Raw genomic sequence first — 15,195 nt, 5'->3', positions numbered from 1 at the left:
TTGTTGTCGGCAGTGCCGGCCTATTCGCGGGTAAACCCGCTCCCACAGGGATCGCGCTGCGCCCCAAGACAGCGCAGTACCTGTGGGAGCGGGTTTACCCGCGAAGAGGTCAGCACAGCTAGCACAGATCTCAGGGTTGAAACGCGCCGATGAAAATCGCCGGGTCCACCCGCGCATCGTTCAGGCTGACGTTCCAGTGCATGTGCGGCCCGGTTGCCCGCCCGGTCGAGCCCACACGACCGACCACGTCGCCACGGCGCAGTGTTTGCCCGACCTGCGCATCGATCTTGGACATGTGGCAGAACATGCTGATAAAGCCCTGCCCATGGTCGACGAACACCGTGCGGCCATTGAAGAAATAATCCCCCACCAGAATCACCTTGCCATTGGCCGGGGTCTTGATCGGCGTGCCCGCTGGCACCGCGAAGTCCAGCCCGGCATGCGGGTTGCGCTCTTCACCGTTGAAGAAGCGGCGCACGCCGAACTTGCTCGACAGCGGCCCATTGACCGGTTTGTCGAGGATCAGGTTGCTCGGCAGGCTCGGGCTGAAGCTGCGGTAAGCCTTGATCTGCTCGGCCAGTTCGCGGTCGATGCGCTTGAGGTCGGCCGGGTTCGGGTTGACCTGGCGGGTGTTCTTCAGGGTGATGCGCTGCTCGGGGTACTTCTTGCTGCCGACGCTGAAGGGCAGGGTGCGGCCGTTTTGGTTCAGCACGGCAGTGCCGGGCTTTTGGGTCAGGGGGATGCCGACGATGGCCAGCCAGTTGTCCTGCTCCTTCACCACCAGCACCGGCTTGCCGTCGAAACGGGCGTTGGGCGCACTGGTGGCGGGGCCCAGGTCTACCACCGCCACGCCACCCGGCACCGGCTTGTTCAGTGTGCGGGTGATATAGCTGGCCTGGGCGCCGCTAGCCAGCAGCAGGAGGGAGAGGGCGAGCAGGGGCGCGAGCAGGCGGGGCATGTGTCAGTCCAGTAGTGAAAGGGTGACCGGGGTCAGGTGGTTGTCTTCGACCCGCACCTGCAGTTCGCCTTCGTTCAGGCGGGCGGTGAGGCGCTGGCCGTTGCGGGTCTGTTCGGCGCTGCGAATGGCCTGGCCCTGGTCGTCCAGCAGGATGCTGTAACCACGGGCGAGGGTGGCCAGCGGGCTGACCACTTGCAGGGTTTGCAGTTGGGCCTGGAAGCGTTGGCGACGGTCTTTCAACACCTCGCGCATGGCCCGTGGCAGGCGCTCGGCCAGGCTGTCGAGGCGCTGGCTCAGCAGTTTCAGGTTGCGCCCCGGGTGCTGCGCGGCCAGGCGGGTGTCCATGCGTGCCAGGCGATCGCGGCGCTGGTTGAGGCTGAGCATGAAGGCGCGGCGCAGGCGCATGTCCAGGTCATCCAGGCGCTGGGCCTGCTGGCGCAGGCGCTCGCCCGGGTGGCGCAGGCGCCGGGTCAGTGATTCCAGGCGCAGGCGGTCATGGGTCAGGCGATTCTGCATGCGCAGCAACAGGCGCCGTTGCAGGCCGTCCAGGCGTTGCTGCAAGCCACTGTTGTCGGGGGCCAGCAACTCGGCGGCGGCAGACGGCGTGGGGGCGCGTACGTCGGCGACGAAGTCGCTGATCGACACGTCGGTTTCATGGCCCACGGCGCTGACAATCGGGGTGACGCAGGCGGCCACGGCACGCGCCACGGCTTCTTCGTTGAAGCACCACAGGTCTTCCAGCGAACCACCACCCCGGGCCAGGATCAGCGCATCGAAACCAAGGCTGTCGGCCAGGCGAATGGCGCGCACGATCTGCGCAATGGCTTCGCGGCCCTGTACCGCCGTGGGGATCAGGTTCAGTTCCACCTGTGGAGCGCGGCGACCGAACACGCTGATGATGTCGCGGATCACAGCGCCAGTAGGCGAGCTGATGATGCCGATCCGTTGAGGGTGGGCCGGCAGCGGCTTTTTGCGTTCGGCGCTGAACAGCCCCTCGGCGCTGAGCTTTTCCTTCAGCGCCTCGAAGGCCAGGCGCAATGCGCCGTCACCGGCCGGCTCGACGGTGTCGAGAATCAGCTGGTAGTCGCCACGCCCTTCGAACAGCGAAACCTTGCCACGTACCCGCACCGCCAGGCCGTCGCGCAGGGCCTGGCGGACCCGCGTGGCGTTTTGCCGGAACAGCGCACAACGCACCTGGGCACCGCTGTCCTTGAGGGTGAAGTACATGTGGCCGGACGCTGGGCGGGCGAGGTTGGAGATTTCGCCTTCCACCCAGACGCTGCGGAACACGTCTTCCAGCAGCACGCGGGCGCGGCCGTTGAGTTGGCTGACGGTAAGGACCTCACGGTCCAGGCCGAGTCGTTCGAAGGGGTCTTTGATCATGGAGGCATCATAAAGGACATCGGCCCCGGTTGTCTGTCCCGGCCCTGTCACCAGGCTTGTCGCGGTCCTTGTAGGAGCAGCCTTGTGCTGCGAAGAGGCCGGTGGGCCTAATGATCATCTTCGGCTGCAATGGCCTCTTCGCAGCACAAGGCTGCTCCTACCGGGTGATGCGGTTGCTTCCACAAGTCTCAGTCCTGCATGGCCGCCACGAACTGCCGCACCATCTGCCCCGCATCACGACGACAGGCCAGCGCCACTGTGCTCTGGCAATCACCTTCCAGTGCCACGAAGCTGACCGAAGCCGGCGCAATCTCCCGCATGCACTCCGGCAACAACGCCACCCCGAACCCCGCCTGGATCAGCTGCAATTGCGTCGTCTTGCGTGACAGCACCTGCGCCGCCTGCGGGAAGAACCCTGCCTCCATGCATAACGAGGCCGACAAATAGCTCAACCCGCCGCGGTCCCGGTGTGGAATGGAAATGAAGCGCTCTTCCCGCAACTGCTCCAGTTTCACCTGTGGCGAGTTGGCCAGAGGGTGCCCGGCAGCGACTGCCAGCAACAAGGGCTCGCTGAACAGTTCATGCAGCACCACACCGTCGTGCTGGCGCAGCACCGGCAGGCGCAGCAGGCCGATATCCAGCCGCCCGGCAGCAATATCTTCCAGCTGTGCCTCCGACGACTGTTGGGCGATCTCCAGCGAAACCCCCGGGTTGTCTTCCAGGAAGTAGCCTAGGCGAGCCAGCAACGTGCCGGTCAGCGGCACGGTACTGGAATGGTTCAGGCGCAGACTGCCTTGCAGCCCCTGGCCAATGTCGCGGGTTACGCGCTCGGCCTGTGCCAAATCGGCCAGCAAGCGCCGCGATCGTTCAAGAAAGGCCTGGCCGGCCAGTGTCAGGCGTGGCAGGCGTGCGGTGCGCTCGAACAGCGGCGTGCCCAGTTGCTGCTCCAGCTCCTTTATCTGCCGGCTCAGCGCCGACTGGGCGATGTACAGCCGTTCGGCGGCAGCGCTGAAACTGCCGCACTCGGCGATTTCCACGAAGTAACGCAACTGGCGGATCGACGTCATGTCATGCCTTTTCGAGATGGCTGTGGCGATAAAGGCATATTAGTCGGCATGGCTCATCGCTGGCTAACCTTGGGCTGTCTTCTCAGGAATTGCTGCCATGCTCGCCCAACTGTCGTATTTCGGCCTTGACTGGCTACCCATCCTGCTGGGTGTCGGTGTTGCCTACATCGTCTTTGGCATAGCCGGCTTCGGCACCGCGCTGGTGGCCGGGCCGGTGCTGATCCATTTCATGCCGTTGTCACGCATCATCCCGCTGCTGGTGCTGCTGGACTTTGTTGCCGCGTTCGGCAACCTGCTGCCGTCGCGCCGGGATGTGGTGCGCAGCGAGTTGCTGCGGCTGTTGCCGTTCATGGCCCTGGGATGCACGCTGGGCGTGGTGTTCCTGCTGCAACTGAAGTCCGACCTCTTGCTGCTGTTGATGGGGGTGTTCGTGACCGCCTATGCGTTGTACGGGCTGGCAGTGAAGGTGCGGCCGGCCAGCCTGTCCGGCTTGTGGGCGGTGCCGATGGGTATGGCAGGCGGGTTGTTCGGGGCTCTGTTCGGCAGCGGCGGGTTTCTTTATGCCCTTTACCTGAGCGCACGGCTGGAGGTAAAGGAGCAGGTACGCGCCACCCAGAGCGCGCTGATCAGTTGCAGCACGGTGGTACGCCTGACGCTGTTCCTGATCGCCGGTGTCTATGCCGACCAAAGCCTGCTGCTGCTCGCCGCCTGCTTGCTGCCAGTCATGTTCGTCGGCCTTTGGGTGGGGCGCCGGCTGACCAACCGGCTTTCCCGTGAAGCCTTTGTACGCCTGGTCACCTGGCTGGTGCTGGCCAGTGGGCTGGCGTTGATCGGTCGCTACCTGAGCGCCTGAGCGGTAGAATTGCGTCATTACCGGCGTTTTTCAGGCTTGTCCCGTACATGAACACCCAGAGCATCATCGTTCCCAAGCTGTCCACCGTCCCGGTGCATGAAGCCCGCGCCCGCGCCATCCTGCGCTGGCTGGTGCGCGAGAAGGTCGTCGAAGAGCAACTGACCACCTGTGGCCGCACCGGCAACCGCATGGGCCATGCCCTGGCCGCCGGGGCGCGCAAAGTGGCCCTTCATCCGGAAAAACTGCCCTTCGACCAGCCGGTCAACGGCATGGAGGTGATGCTCAAACGCTGCATCTACACCCCCACCGAAGGTTTTCTCGAAGAAGCCGGCTGCCCGGAGTGCCGCCGCGAAGTCGGCGAGCCGCTGTTCGAAAGCCTGGAAGAATGGATGCCGCGCGTCAGTGACAACTTCACCTGCCCGCTGTGCGGCTTCGAAGATGACATCAATGGCTTCATTTACCTGCAGCCATGTGCCTTTTCCAACCTGGGGTTCATCTTCAACAACTGGGGCGAGGCCGGGTTTACCCAGGCCTTTCTCGACAGCTTCGCCGACTGGCTCGACCAGCCGGTGGCCGTGGTACAGGTAAAAGTGCCACAAGGCTGACCGAAGGCCCTTATTTTGCATTGAGCGGCGCGCCGTGCATGAGTATAATGGCGCGCTTCCATTTTTCCCGCCCGGGAGCCCCCGCGATGCTGCGTATCAGCCAAGAAGCCCTGACCTTCGACGATATCCTCCTTGTACCTGGCTATTCCGAGGTACTGCCCAATGAAGTCAGTCTCAAGACCCGTTTGACCCGTGGCATCGAGCTGAACATTCCGCTGGTTTCCGCCGCCATGGATACCGTGACCGAAGCGCGTCTGGCCATTGCCATGGCCCAGGAAGGCGGCATCGGCATCATCCACAAGAACATGACCATCGAACAGCAGGCCGGCGAAGTACGCAAGGTCAAGAAGTTCGAGGCTGGCGTGGTCAAGGACCCGATCACCATCGAAGCCGACGCCACCGTGCGTGACCTGTTCGACCTGACCCGCCTGAACAACATCTCCGGTGTTCCGGTGCTGGCGAACGGCGACCTGGTCGGCATCGTCACCTCCCGTGACGTGCGCTTCGAAACCCGTCTGGACGCCAAGGTCCGCGACGTGATGACCCCCAAAGAGCGTCTGGTCACCGTCCGCGAAGGCGCCGACAAGAACGAAGTCCGCGAGCTGCTGCACAAGCACCGCCTGGAAAAAGTCCTGATCGTCGACGACAAGTTCAGCCTCAAGGGCATGATGACCGTCAAGGACATCGAAAAAGCCAAGGCTTACCCGCTGGCCAGCAAGGACGACCAGGGTCGCCTGCGCGTCGGCGCTGCGGTCGGCACCGGCAAGGACACCGGCGAGCGCGTTGCCGCCCTGGTTGCCGCTGGTGTTGACGTGGTGGTTGTCGACACCGCACACGGTCACTCCAAAGGCGTGATCGACCGCGTTCGCTGGGTGAAGGAAACCTACCCGCAAGTGCAGGTCATCGGCGGCAACATCGCCACTGGCGCTGCTGCCAAGGCCCTGGCCGAGGCGGGCGCTGACGCCGTCAAGGTCGGTATCGGCCCAGGCTCGATCTGCACCACCCGTATCGTTGCCGGTGTCGGCGTGCCGCAAATCAGCGCCATCGCCAACGTCGCCGCGGCACTGGAAGGCACTGGCGTGCCACTGATCGCTGACGGCGGTATCCGCTTCTCCGGTGACCTGTCCAAGGCCATCGTGGCCGGTGCTTCCTGCGTGATGATGGGGTCGATGTTCGCCGGTACCGAAGAGGCCCCGGGTGAAGTCGAACTGTTCCAGGGCCGTTCCTACAAGGCCTATCGCGGCATGGGCTCGCTGGGTGCCATGGCACAGGCGCAAGGCTCGTCCGACCGTTACTTCCAGGACTCCTCGGCCGGCGCCGAGAAGCTGGTACCGGAAGGCATCGAAGGCCGTGTGCCTTACAAGGGCGCCCTGGCCGCGATCATCCACCAGCTGATGGGCGGCCTGCGTTCGTCCATGGGCTACACCGGCAGCGCAACCATCGAAGAGATGCGCACCAAGCCGGAATTTGTACGCATCACCGGTGCCGGCATGGCCGAGTCCCACGTGCATGACGTGCAAATCACCAAAGAAGCCCCTAACTACCGCGTAGGCTGAGGCTTCCAGCAATATAAGGATGCGGGGCTGTCACGACAGCCCCGCGTCGTTTCCGATTTCCACTGACGAGATTGAGTCATGGCCCTCGACATTCACGCTCACCGCATCCTGATCCTCGATTTCGGTTCCCAGTACACCCAGCTGATCGCCCGCCGCGTGCGCGAAATCGGCGTGTACTGCGAACTGCACCCGTTCGACATGGACGATGAAGCGATCCGCGAATTCAACCCGCGCGGCATCATCCTCGCTGGCGGCCCCGAGTCGGTCCACGAAGCCAACAGCCCGCGCGCTCCGCAGGCTGTGTTTGACCTGAACGTACCTGTACTGGGCATCTGCTACGGCATGCAGACCATGGCCGAACAGATGGGCGGCAAGGTCGAAGGTTCCGAGCTGCGTGAGTTCGGTTATGCCCGCGTAGACGTGGTCGGCAAGAGCCGCCTGCTCGACGGCATCGAAGACCACGTTGACGACGACGGCGTGCTGGGCCTGGACGTATGGATGAGCCACGGTGACAAGGTCACCCAGATGCCGGGCAACTTCAACATCCTGGCAAGCACTCCAAGCTGCCCGATCGCCGGCATGTACGACGACACCCGCGGCTACTACGGCGTGCAGTTCCACCCGGAAGTGACCCACACCAAGCAGGGCGGTCGCATCCTGTCCCGCTTCGTGCAGGACATCTGCGGCTGTGAAGCCCTGTGGACCGCCTCCAACATCGTTGAAGACGCCATCGCCCAGGTGCGCGCTCAAGTCGGTTCGGCCAACGTCCTGCTGGGCCTGTCCGGCGGCGTTGACAGCTCGGTGGTTGCTGCACTGCTGCACCGCGCCATCGGCGACCAGCTGACCTGCGTCTTCGTCGACAACGGCCTGCTGCGCCTGCACGAAGGTGACCAGGTGATGGCCATGTTCAAAGAGAACATGGGCGTCAAGGTGATCCGCGCCGACGCTGAAAAGCAGTTCCTCGACAACCTGGAAGGCGAAGCCGACCCGGAGAAGAAGCGCAAGATCATCGGCCGCACCTTCATCGACATCTTCGATGCCGAAGCCAGCAAGCTGGACAACATCCAGTTCCTGGCCCAGGGCACCATCTACCCGGACGTGATCGAGTCGGCTGGCGCCAAGAGCGGCAAGGCCCACGTGATCAAGTCGCACCACAACGTGGGTGGCCTGCCGGAGGAAATGAACCTCAAGCTGGTCGAGCCGCTGCGTGAACTGTTCAAGGACGAAGTGCGCAAGATCGGCCTGGAACTGGGCCTGCCGTACGACATGGTCTACCGCCACCCGTTCCCGGGCCCGGGCCTGGGCGTGCGCATCCTGGGTGAAGTGAAGAAGGAATACGCCGACATCCTGCGTCGCGCCGACCACATCTTCATCGAAGAGCTGCGCAAGGCCGACTGGTACCACAAGACCAGCCAGGCGTTCGTGGTGTTCCAGCCGGTCAAGTCGGTTGGCGTCGTTGGCGACGGCCGTCGCTACGCCTGGGTCGTTGCCCTGCGTGCCGTCGAGACCGTGGACTTCATGACCGCGCGTTGGGCACACCTGCCGTACGAGCTGCTGGAAACCGTCAGCGGCCGTATCATCAACGAAATCGAAGGCATCTCGCGCGTTACCTACGACGTGTCGAGCAAGCCGCCGGCCACTATCGAGTGGGAATAAGTTGAGCCACAAGGGCGCCGCAAGGCGCCCTTGTCGTATCTGGCGACAGGGTATGCCCGCTGTTCAAGGGCGCACGTAACGCAAGCCTCGGCGGGCGAGTGCGTCGCGTAACTGTGCCAGGCCATCCAGGCGGCGTCCGCTGATCCATGGCCAGTCAGGCTTTTCGATATGGACGTAACGCCCGTCCTGGCGCACCGGGGTGTATTTCAGTTGCCCGTCGTTGCTTCGATGGACCAGGGTCAGTTGGCCATCGAGGTCGCTGAAAGCAAACATGCCCTTGTTCACCAGCGCCGCTTCCAGATCCCCACTGCCCCTTGCGTCCTGCGCCACCGCAACCTGTACCCGAAGGTCGCCCTGAACGCGGTGCAGAGTAAAGTCGTCGCTGACAACCGTGCGTCCCGGGTCGACGTCTATGGTTCCCGCTTTGCCGATCTCGATGTCTTCGAAGCGCAGGCCGACAGCGCCTTGTAGTTCGCTCAGCCCAGGCACGCCTTCATAGGTGTTCGAGTGCGTGCTGCCCACCAGTGCTATCCACTTGCCAGGGCCGCGGGTGGCCTGGTCGGCGTCGATGGTCAGGTGCGCGAAGTAGTTCATCATCTTTTGCCGAATCTGCGGCAATGGCACGCCTTCCCACGCCTGGCGGTAGCTGGCCATGCAATCGATGGGCTGGATGCGAATGCCCTGTTTCTGGGCAGCGATCAGTACTTGTTTGAAGGTGTAGCGGCCTGAGCGGTCGGTCAAATGCCCCTCGTCCAGGTCCTCTACATAGGCCTCCAGGTCTTTGGGCATTTGCCCTGTGCGATTGAACACGTCCAGGTCCGCCTGCTGGAAGTCCGTCAGAAAATGCTCCATGTACAGGACGCTGACTTTCTGCTTTTTCAGCAGCGCCATGTTGTCGATCAGAAAGCGCTTGCTGCCCAGCTGCGAATGGCCTTCGCCGACAACGAGGCCGTGGCTGCGCTCATACAGGCTGCGGATGATCTGCTTGGGGCTCGACTCGCGGGGCAGTTCGGGCAGCTCGGGGCGAGGTGGCAGCTGTGCCGTTTCGAGGAACTGGCTGGCGTCGCTGGCCAGGGCATTGCGACGCCTTCTGAATTCGGCGTAGCGCTCATTGGCTACCGGGTCCAGGTCGGCAAAGATGCCGCTCAGTACCCGGTCATCGCCCCCTTGAGCGGCGGCTTGCAAACCGCTGCGCATGGCCTGGGGGATTTCGTAGGGGCTGTCAGGCAGTTCAGCTACCGCAGCCCCGGAAACCCTGCCCCAGCGAGCCAACAGCTTGCGCGGCAACATGCCACCGCGTAACCCGAGGCGCTCGAGAGGCTGCCATTGCCCATCGGCGCCCAGGCGCAGGGGAACGTTGCGGTAGAAAGAAAACGGGTTTTGCGGGTCGACGATGACCCAGCTGTTCATTTGCGTGACAAAGCGAACCTGATAGGGCAGTTCGTCGATCAACGCATAGAAGTTGCCTTCGTGGGTATAGATGCCTTCCAGAGGGCCGCTACCGGCGCTGCCGACCAGTATCTCATTGGTTTCGAAGGGCGCCAGCAAGGTGCCTTGATCCACAGGCCTGTGCGGTTCGGGGACCCAGTGTTCGATCTCGGCCGGCGTTGCCTGCTCGATATCGTCGGCGGGGTGTGATGTTTCGCCGGGTTCGACCGGCAGCGTCGTTTCGGTTTCGCCGATCTCGCCAAGGGATTCGTCTGGCACACCCGCAAGCATGGTCGCGCTGAACAGGGTATTGATGGCAGCCAGCACGGCACCGGTCACCCCCTGCTGGCGTTCGGCAGTGGTATGGCCATTGACCGCCTGGTCGATGCTCAGGCCGGTCTCCGCCAGGCCCGCGCCCACCACCGCCAGGGCGATGGGCCAGGACACGGCAGCCATGGACCCCGCAATCTCGCCGAAGGCCCTGAGGTAGCCGATCCACAGTTGCTTGCGCAGGTCGGCATTGGAGCGCAGGGCGAACTTCGCATCGTCAGCCATGCGCGTGTGTGCGCAATCTCGCAGATGGCTGAATGCATCACCAGGCACTGTGCGGTCGAGCTGATTGAGGCAGTGGTGGTCGTTGCCACCCCAGTTGAAGAACAGAAGGTCGATCATGTGGTTGAGGCCGACGCTGCTGTCTTTCTGATCGAGGGTGTCGAGCGGGAAATGCCCCATGAAACGCGCCCTGTTATCGGCCTGGTTGGTGTTTGTCAGCACCCACCAGTACAGCTCGCTGCGGTTGCGAAACAGGTGCAGGGCCTCAAGCTCTCCCGGCGTATAGAGCAGCTGGTAGCCATCGTCCATCTCGACCCGAAGGATATCGGTGGCCAGATGGCCACCGATGTCGAAGGTGCAGACGCGGTAGCCAGCGGCGGGCGTGTTGTGTTGTTGCAGTTGCTCAAGGCTTGGTGGCCAGCTACTTGCCCCGGTCAGGGCGCAGGCGACCCTGCGGGCGCGCCTGGCCAGCTCGCTCTGGCCGGCGTCCACGCACACCTCCAGGACTTTGGCGAGGAAGTTGACCTTGGCCAGGGTGCGATAGTCGTCGGCATGGCGCTGCCAGAAATCATTCAGGTGTTTGTGGAACATGCTGCTGAAGTCGATATCCCAGAAGTCTTGAAGGACATCCTGCGCAGCCAGGGGGATTTCGTTGTGTTCGTCGAATACCTGTTTGTCCGCACCGTCTTTGTAGAAACCGGTGAGGTAACCGAGCAGGTCGGCATTGTCCTGGTCGTGGACGTCGAAGCGGTGCATGACCAGTTGCGCAAGCGTGAACGATTGAACCGGTGTCTCGTAATGCTCCCAACCGCTGAATGTCCTTGGGCTGCTGGCTGCGGTGTTGAACCGGTTGAGGTGGACCTGGTCAGGGTCCAGTTGCCCCTGGTGGTGTTTGACCAGAATGGAGAGGGCTGTATCGCGCGCCATCTGGCGCATGTCTGGGCAGGCGGCAACCAGGGGCAAGGCCATTTCCCGGAGCTGCTGGAGGGTTTCCTGTTGCTGGGGGGAGACATTCATGGGTATTTGCTCGACGTGGGGGGAGGGTCGAGCCTGCATCGCAAGCGCGTGCGGGTAGCGGTAGATATCGCTCTGAAAGTGCCGCGGCAACACTTCACTTAATCTTTCTCACTTGCAGGTGTATCGTATTCGCCCTTCATCGCCAGCCCTGCTGGCAGGCTGATTGCGCAGAACACGAGGTACCCGCACCGATGTCCTTCACCCGTCGACAAATGCTCAAGGGCCTCACTGGCCTGGTTGTGGTTGGCCTGGGCGCCGGTGGCGCAGCGCGTTACTGGCTGGGCAAGGTCGAAGACGACAACGCCGGGCATGACTACGAGCTGATCGCCGCGCCCCTGGACGTCGAGCTGGTGCCGGGCTTCAAGACCGAGGCCTGGGCGTTCGGCCCATCGGCCCCAGGCACCGAGTTGCGCGTGCGCCAGGGCACCTGGTTGCGGGTACGCTTCATCAACCACCTGCCGGTCGAAACCACCATCCACTGGCACGGCATTCGCCTGCCCCTGGAAATGGACGGCGTGCCCTATGTGTCGCAATTGCCGGTCAAGCCGGGTGAGTACTTCGACTACAAGTTCCGTGTGCCGGACGCCGGCAGCTACTGGTACCACCCGCACGTCAGCAGCTCCGAAGAGCTCGGCCGCGGCCTGGTCGGCCCGCTGATCGTCGAGGAACGCGAACCCACGGGCTTCCTGCATGAACGCACGTTGAGCCTGAAAAACTGGCATGTGGACGAGCAGGGCGCCTGGCTGCCGTTCAGCATCCCCCGTGAGGCGGCGCGTAACGGCACGGCCGGGCGCTTGATCACCATCAATGGCCAGGCCGACTCGGTCACCGAGCTACCGGCCGGCCAGGTGGTGCGGGTGCGCCTGCTGAACCTGGACAACACCTGGACGTATCGCCTGAACCTCAAGGGCAACTGCGAGGCGAAAATCTATGCCCTCGACGGCAACCCGGTGACCCCGCGCCCGTTGGAAGACGAGTACTGGCTAGGCCCCGGCATGCGCATTTGCCTGGCCATCCGTATTCCCGAGGCGGGTGAGGAGATTTCCCTGCGCGACGGTTTCGTGCGCCTGGGCACCCTGCGTTCGGTGGCCAGTAATGGCGCGCCGAGTGACTGGCCGCCCGCACTGCCGGCCAACCCGATCGCCGAGCCGGACCTGGAGAATGCCGAAAAGCTCAACTTCAATTTCGAGTGGGCGGCCAGCGTCTCGGTCACCCCAGACCCGGACAAGCCGTCGAGCATGTGGCAGATCAACGGCCAGGCCTGGGATATCACCGACAAAACCTGCGCCGACCGCCCCATTGCCACGTTGAAAAAGGGCAAGAGCTACATCTTCGAGCTGAAGAACATGACCCAGTACCAGCACCCGATCCACCTGCATGGCATGAGCTTCAAGGTGATCGGCTCCAACCGTCACGACATCAAGGAGCCGTGGTTCACCGACACTTACCTGCTGGGCAAGAACGAGCGCGCACAGGTGGCACTGGTGGCGGATAACCCGGGCACCTGGATGTTCCATTGCCACGTCATCGACCACATGGAAACCGGCCTGATGGCCGCGATTGCGGTGGTCTGATGCGCCCGCAGATCATCGATCGCAGCCGCGATCAGGAGTTCATGCGCCTGGCCCTGGCACTGGCCGCCGAAGGTGCGGCGCTGGGTGAGGTACCCGTGGGTGCGGTGCTGGTGCAGCATGGGCAGGTGATTGGCCAGGGCTTCAACCGGCCGATCATCGACAGCGACCCCAGTGCCCATGCCGAGATGGTGGCCATCCGTGCAGCGGCGAAGTCGGCCAGCAATTACCGCCTGCCCGGCAGCACCCTGTACGTGACCCTGGAGCCGTGCAGCATGTGCGCGGGGCTGATCGTGCATTCGCGGGTGATGCGCGTGGTATTTGGCGCACTTGAGCCCAAGGCAGGCATTGTGCAGAGCCAGGGGCAGTTCTTCGGCCAGGGGTTCCTCAACCATCGGGTGATGGTGGAGGGCGGGGTGCTGGCAGAGGAATGCGGCCAGATCCTCAGCGACTTCTTCAAAGCCCGCCGGGCCAAAACCTAGCGCTCGAGAGAGGCTCGGTTCCTGTAGGAGCAGCCTTGTGCTGCGAAGAGGCCCGCATGGCAAAAGATTCTCTGTGGCCATACCGGCCTCTTCGCAGCACAAGGCTGCTCCTACAGGAAATCTATTGGCCTGAGGGCGATGGGGCCTACATCGGCGGCGACTGTTCCGCCGGCTTGGTCTTGTTGACCCCGGGCACATGCAGGTTGCCTTCGGCCACCTGGCCTTCGAGCTGCGGCTGGGTCACCCAGGTGAGAATGTCGTAGTAACGGCGGATGTTGGCCACGAAGTGCACCGGCTCGCCACCACGGGCATAGCCGTACTTGGTCTGGCGATACCACTGCTTCTGCGACAGGCGCGGCAGCATCTTCTTCACGTCCAGCCACTTGTTCGGGTTGAGCTTCTCGCGCTTGGCCAGGGTGCGGGCGTCTTCCAGGTGGCCGCTGCCGACGTTATAGGCCGCCAGGGCGAACCAGGTGCGGTCCGGCTCCTGGATGCTGTCGTCCAGTTCGGCCTTGATCTTCATGAAGTACTTGGCACCGCCCTGGATGCTCTGTTTCGGGTCCAGCCGGTTGGACACACCCATGGCCTGGGCGGTGCGCTGGGTCAGCATCATCAGGCCGCGCACGCCGGTCTTGGAGGTGACCTCCGGCTGCCACATCGATTCCTGGTAGCCGATGGCAGCCAGCAGGCGCCAGTCCACCTGCTCGACCTTGGCATAGCTCTTGAAGTGCTTTTCGTACTTGGGCAGGCGCTGCTGCAAGTGCTGGGCAAAGGTGTAGGCCCCCACATAGCCCAATACGTCGACATGGCCGTAATAACGGTCTTTCAGGCGCTGCAGGGTGCCGTTCTTCTGCGCCTTGTCGAGAAATTCGTTGATTTCGTTGAGCAGGCTGTTGTCTTCGCCCGCTGCCACTGCCCAGCGCTGATCGCGGGTGTCGCCCACGTCGAAGGCGACGCGAACGTTGGGGAAGTACACCTGGTTCATCGCCAGCTCGTTGGAGTCGACCAGGGTCAGGTCGATCTGGCCTTCGTCGACCATGCGCAACAGGTCGACCACTTCAACGGCATCCGACTCTTCGTATTCCAGGCCGGGGTTCTGCTTTTTCAGCTCGGCCAGCAGGTCGGCATGGCTGCTGCCTTTGAGCACCATGATTTTCTTGCCGACCAGGCCCTTGGCATTGGTCGGGCGGGGCCGGCCGTTGCGGTAGATGACCTGCGGGGTCACTTCCAGGTAAGGGTGCGAGAATTTCGCCTGGGCCGCGCGCCGCTCGCTGCTGACCAGGCCAGCGGCTGCCAGCACCGGGCCGGAGGGTTTGCCGAGGTCGTCGAACAGCTCATCGAGGTTGTCGGCAGTCTCGATCTCCAGCTTCACCCCGAGATCGTCGGCGAAATGCTTGACCAGCTCGTACTCGAAACCGGTTTCGCCGTTGCGATCCTGGAAGTAGGTGGCCGGGCTGTTGCGGGTGATCACGCGCAGCACGCCATCCTCCTTCACGCGCTCGAGGGTGCTGGGTTTTTCAACGCAGGCACCGAGCAGCAAAAAGAGTCCGGTTGCGAAAAGCCATTTGGCGCAACGCTGGCGCAAAGCAGTGTGGGCGAACATAGGTTGCAGTATACGCAAAGGACCGGTTCAACCATATCTCGACAACGGTTAGCTTGTCTGGTAGCGGGTTTTGTGGTGTGGGGCGTGGCGGAGGATTGTGTTTGGGCTTTCGGGTGCTTGCCGTGGGAGGTGTGGCGCCTGGGAGATCGAGCGCCGCCCGCGCGGCGCATCGCGAGCTGCGCTCGCTCCTACGTTTGTTTCGGGCCAGTTACGCCTGTGGCAGGCGCGCGCGACCGCCGTGTTGGTACGACACAATCTAACGCCATGCGCCAAGGCGTCCGCGCGCAAATCCCCCTGGAATAATTGGCCCGAAACAAACGTAGGAGCGAGCGCAGCTCGCGATGCGCCGCGCGGGCGGCGCTCGATCTCACAGGCCATAAACCTCTTGAGGCGAGCACCCGAAAATTTGACCCGAAAGTCCGGTTACGCCGCCCGGCAGCCGTGGCGTAGAGCGGGTGCCGAAA

Annotated in this window: 11 protein-coding genes; 6 read left to right on the top strand and 5 right to left on the bottom strand. The window is 63.3% G+C overall.

Going from position 1 to position 15,195, the window contains the following annotated elements:
• Window positions 1–130: 130 nt before the first annotated feature.
• From ABOC32_RS26870 to ABOC32_RS26860, 3 genes are all read right to left on the bottom strand, one after another.
• The gene (locus tag ABOC32_RS26870) at window positions 131–958 is read right to left on the bottom strand and encodes a peptidoglycan DD-metalloendopeptidase family protein (RefSeq protein WP_426809508.1); all 828 of its coding nucleotides are present in this window, start codon (window positions 956–958) and stop codon (window positions 131–133) included.
• 3 nt (window positions 959–961) lie between these two features.
• Window positions 962–2,341, bottom strand: coding sequence for an exodeoxyribonuclease VII large subunit (gene xseA / locus ABOC32_RS26865; protein WP_426809507.1), 1,380 nt, complete (start codon window positions 2,339–2,341; stop codon window positions 962–964).
• 188 nt (window positions 2,342–2,529) lie between these two features.
• A complete protein-coding gene (locus ABOC32_RS26860) occupies window positions 2,530–3,408 on the bottom strand; it encodes a LysR substrate-binding domain-containing protein (RefSeq protein ID WP_426809506.1) in 879 nt (292 codons plus the stop codon).
• A gap of 97 nt (window positions 3,409–3,505) precedes the next feature.
• Between ABOC32_RS26860 and ABOC32_RS26855 the strand changes: the two genes are divergently transcribed.
• The 4 genes from ABOC32_RS26855 (at window position 3,506) to guaA (ending at window position 8,078) form a co-directional block, all read left to right on the top strand.
• The gene (locus ABOC32_RS26855; protein ID WP_426809505.1) at window positions 3,506–4,261 is read left to right on the top strand and encodes a sulfite exporter TauE/SafE family protein; all 756 of its coding nucleotides are present in this window, start codon (window positions 3,506–3,508) and stop codon (window positions 4,259–4,261) included.
• A 47-nt stretch (window positions 4,262–4,308) separates the two neighbouring features.
• Window positions 4,309–4,866 carry a sugar ABC transporter ATPase gene (locus ABOC32_RS26850; protein ID WP_426809504.1) on the top strand — a complete coding sequence of 186 codons (558 nt, stop codon included), beginning with the start codon at window positions 4,309–4,311 and terminating at the stop codon, window positions 4,864–4,866.
• Between the two features lie 86 nt (window positions 4,867–4,952).
• Window positions 4,953–6,422, top strand: a complete 1,470-nt coding sequence (guaB, locus tag ABOC32_RS26845; protein ID WP_016501267.1) for an IMP dehydrogenase — start codon at window positions 4,953–4,955, stop codon at window positions 6,420–6,422.
• 78 nt (window positions 6,423–6,500) lie between these two features.
• Window positions 6,501–8,078 (top strand): glutamine-hydrolyzing GMP synthase, encoded by a 1,578-nt coding sequence (gene guaA / locus ABOC32_RS26840; protein ID WP_426809503.1) that lies wholly within the window; start codon window positions 6,501–6,503, stop codon window positions 8,076–8,078.
• A 63-nt stretch (window positions 8,079–8,141) separates the two neighbouring features.
• Here the strand turns inward: guaA and ABOC32_RS26835 are convergent, their stop codons facing one another.
• Entirely contained in the window at window positions 8,142–11,075 is a 2,934-nt protein-coding gene (locus ABOC32_RS26835) for a dermonecrotic toxin domain-containing protein (protein WP_426809502.1), read from the bottom strand.
• Window positions 11,076–11,266: 191 nt separating this feature from the next.
• Between ABOC32_RS26835 and ABOC32_RS26830 the strand changes: the two genes are divergently transcribed.
• Both ABOC32_RS26830 and tadA read left to right on the top strand, forming a co-directional pair.
• The gene (locus ABOC32_RS26830) at window positions 11,267–12,649 is read left to right on the top strand and encodes a multicopper oxidase family protein (RefSeq protein ID WP_426809501.1); all 1,383 of its coding nucleotides are present in this window, start codon (window positions 11,267–11,269) and stop codon (window positions 12,647–12,649) included.
• Window positions 12,649–13,128, top strand: a complete 480-nt coding sequence (gene tadA, locus ABOC32_RS26825; RefSeq protein WP_426809500.1) for a tRNA adenosine(34) deaminase TadA — start codon at window positions 12,649–12,651, stop codon at window positions 13,126–13,128. Before ABOC32_RS26830 ends, tadA begins: the two co-directional genes overlap by 1 nt.
• A gap of 145 nt (window positions 13,129–13,273) precedes the next feature.
• Here the strand turns inward: tadA and mltF are convergent, their stop codons facing one another.
• On the bottom strand, window positions 13,274–14,731 hold the full coding sequence (gene mltF / locus ABOC32_RS26820; RefSeq protein ID WP_426809499.1) for a membrane-bound lytic murein transglycosylase MltF: 1,458 nt from the start codon (window positions 14,729–14,731) through the stop codon (window positions 13,274–13,276).
• Between the last annotated feature and the right edge of the window lie 464 nt (window positions 14,732–15,195).

Origin of the sequence: Pseudomonas sp. WOUb67, assembly GCF_050058005.1 — a bacterium.
Taxonomy (GTDB): Bacteria; Pseudomonadota; Gammaproteobacteria; order Pseudomonadales; family Pseudomonadaceae; genus Aquipseudomonas; species Aquipseudomonas putida_R.
Note: the sequence above shows the minus strand (reverse complement) of the source record. Positions and strands in the feature narration are given on the sequence as shown.

Coding starts and splice junctions, on each gene's coding strand:
- ABOC32_RS26855 (WP_426809505.1), top strand. CDS start 3,506: ATGCTCGCCCAACTGTCGTATTTCGGCCTTGACTGGCTACCCATCCTG.
- ABOC32_RS26835 (WP_426809502.1), bottom strand. CDS start 11,075: ATGAATGTCTCCCCCCAGCAACAGGAAACCCTCCAGCAGCTCCGGGAA.
- ABOC32_RS26830 (WP_426809501.1), top strand. CDS start 11,267: ATGTCCTTCACCCGTCGACAAATGCTCAAGGGCCTCACTGGCCTGGTT.
- ABOC32_RS26860 (WP_426809506.1), bottom strand. CDS start 3,408: ATGACGTCGATCCGCCAGTTGCGTTACTTCGTGGAAATCGCCGAGTGC.
- guaA (WP_426809503.1), top strand. CDS start 6,501: ATGGCCCTCGACATTCACGCTCACCGCATCCTGATCCTCGATTTCGGT.
- tadA (WP_426809500.1), top strand. CDS start 12,649: ATGCGCCCGCAGATCATCGATCGCAGCCGCGATCAGGAGTTCATGCGC.
- mltF (WP_426809499.1), bottom strand. CDS start 14,731: ATGTTCGCCCACACTGCTTTGCGCCAGCGTTGCGCCAAATGGCTTTTC.
- xseA (WP_426809507.1), bottom strand. CDS start 2,341: ATGATCAAAGACCCCTTCGAACGACTCGGCCTGGACCGTGAGGTCCTT.
- ABOC32_RS26850 (WP_426809504.1), top strand. CDS start 4,309: ATGAACACCCAGAGCATCATCGTTCCCAAGCTGTCCACCGTCCCGGTG.
- guaB (WP_016501267.1), top strand. CDS start 4,953: ATGCTGCGTATCAGCCAAGAAGCCCTGACCTTCGACGATATCCTCCTT.
- ABOC32_RS26870 (WP_426809508.1), bottom strand. CDS start 958: ATGCCCCGCCTGCTCGCGCCCCTGCTCGCCCTCTCCCTCCTGCTGCTG.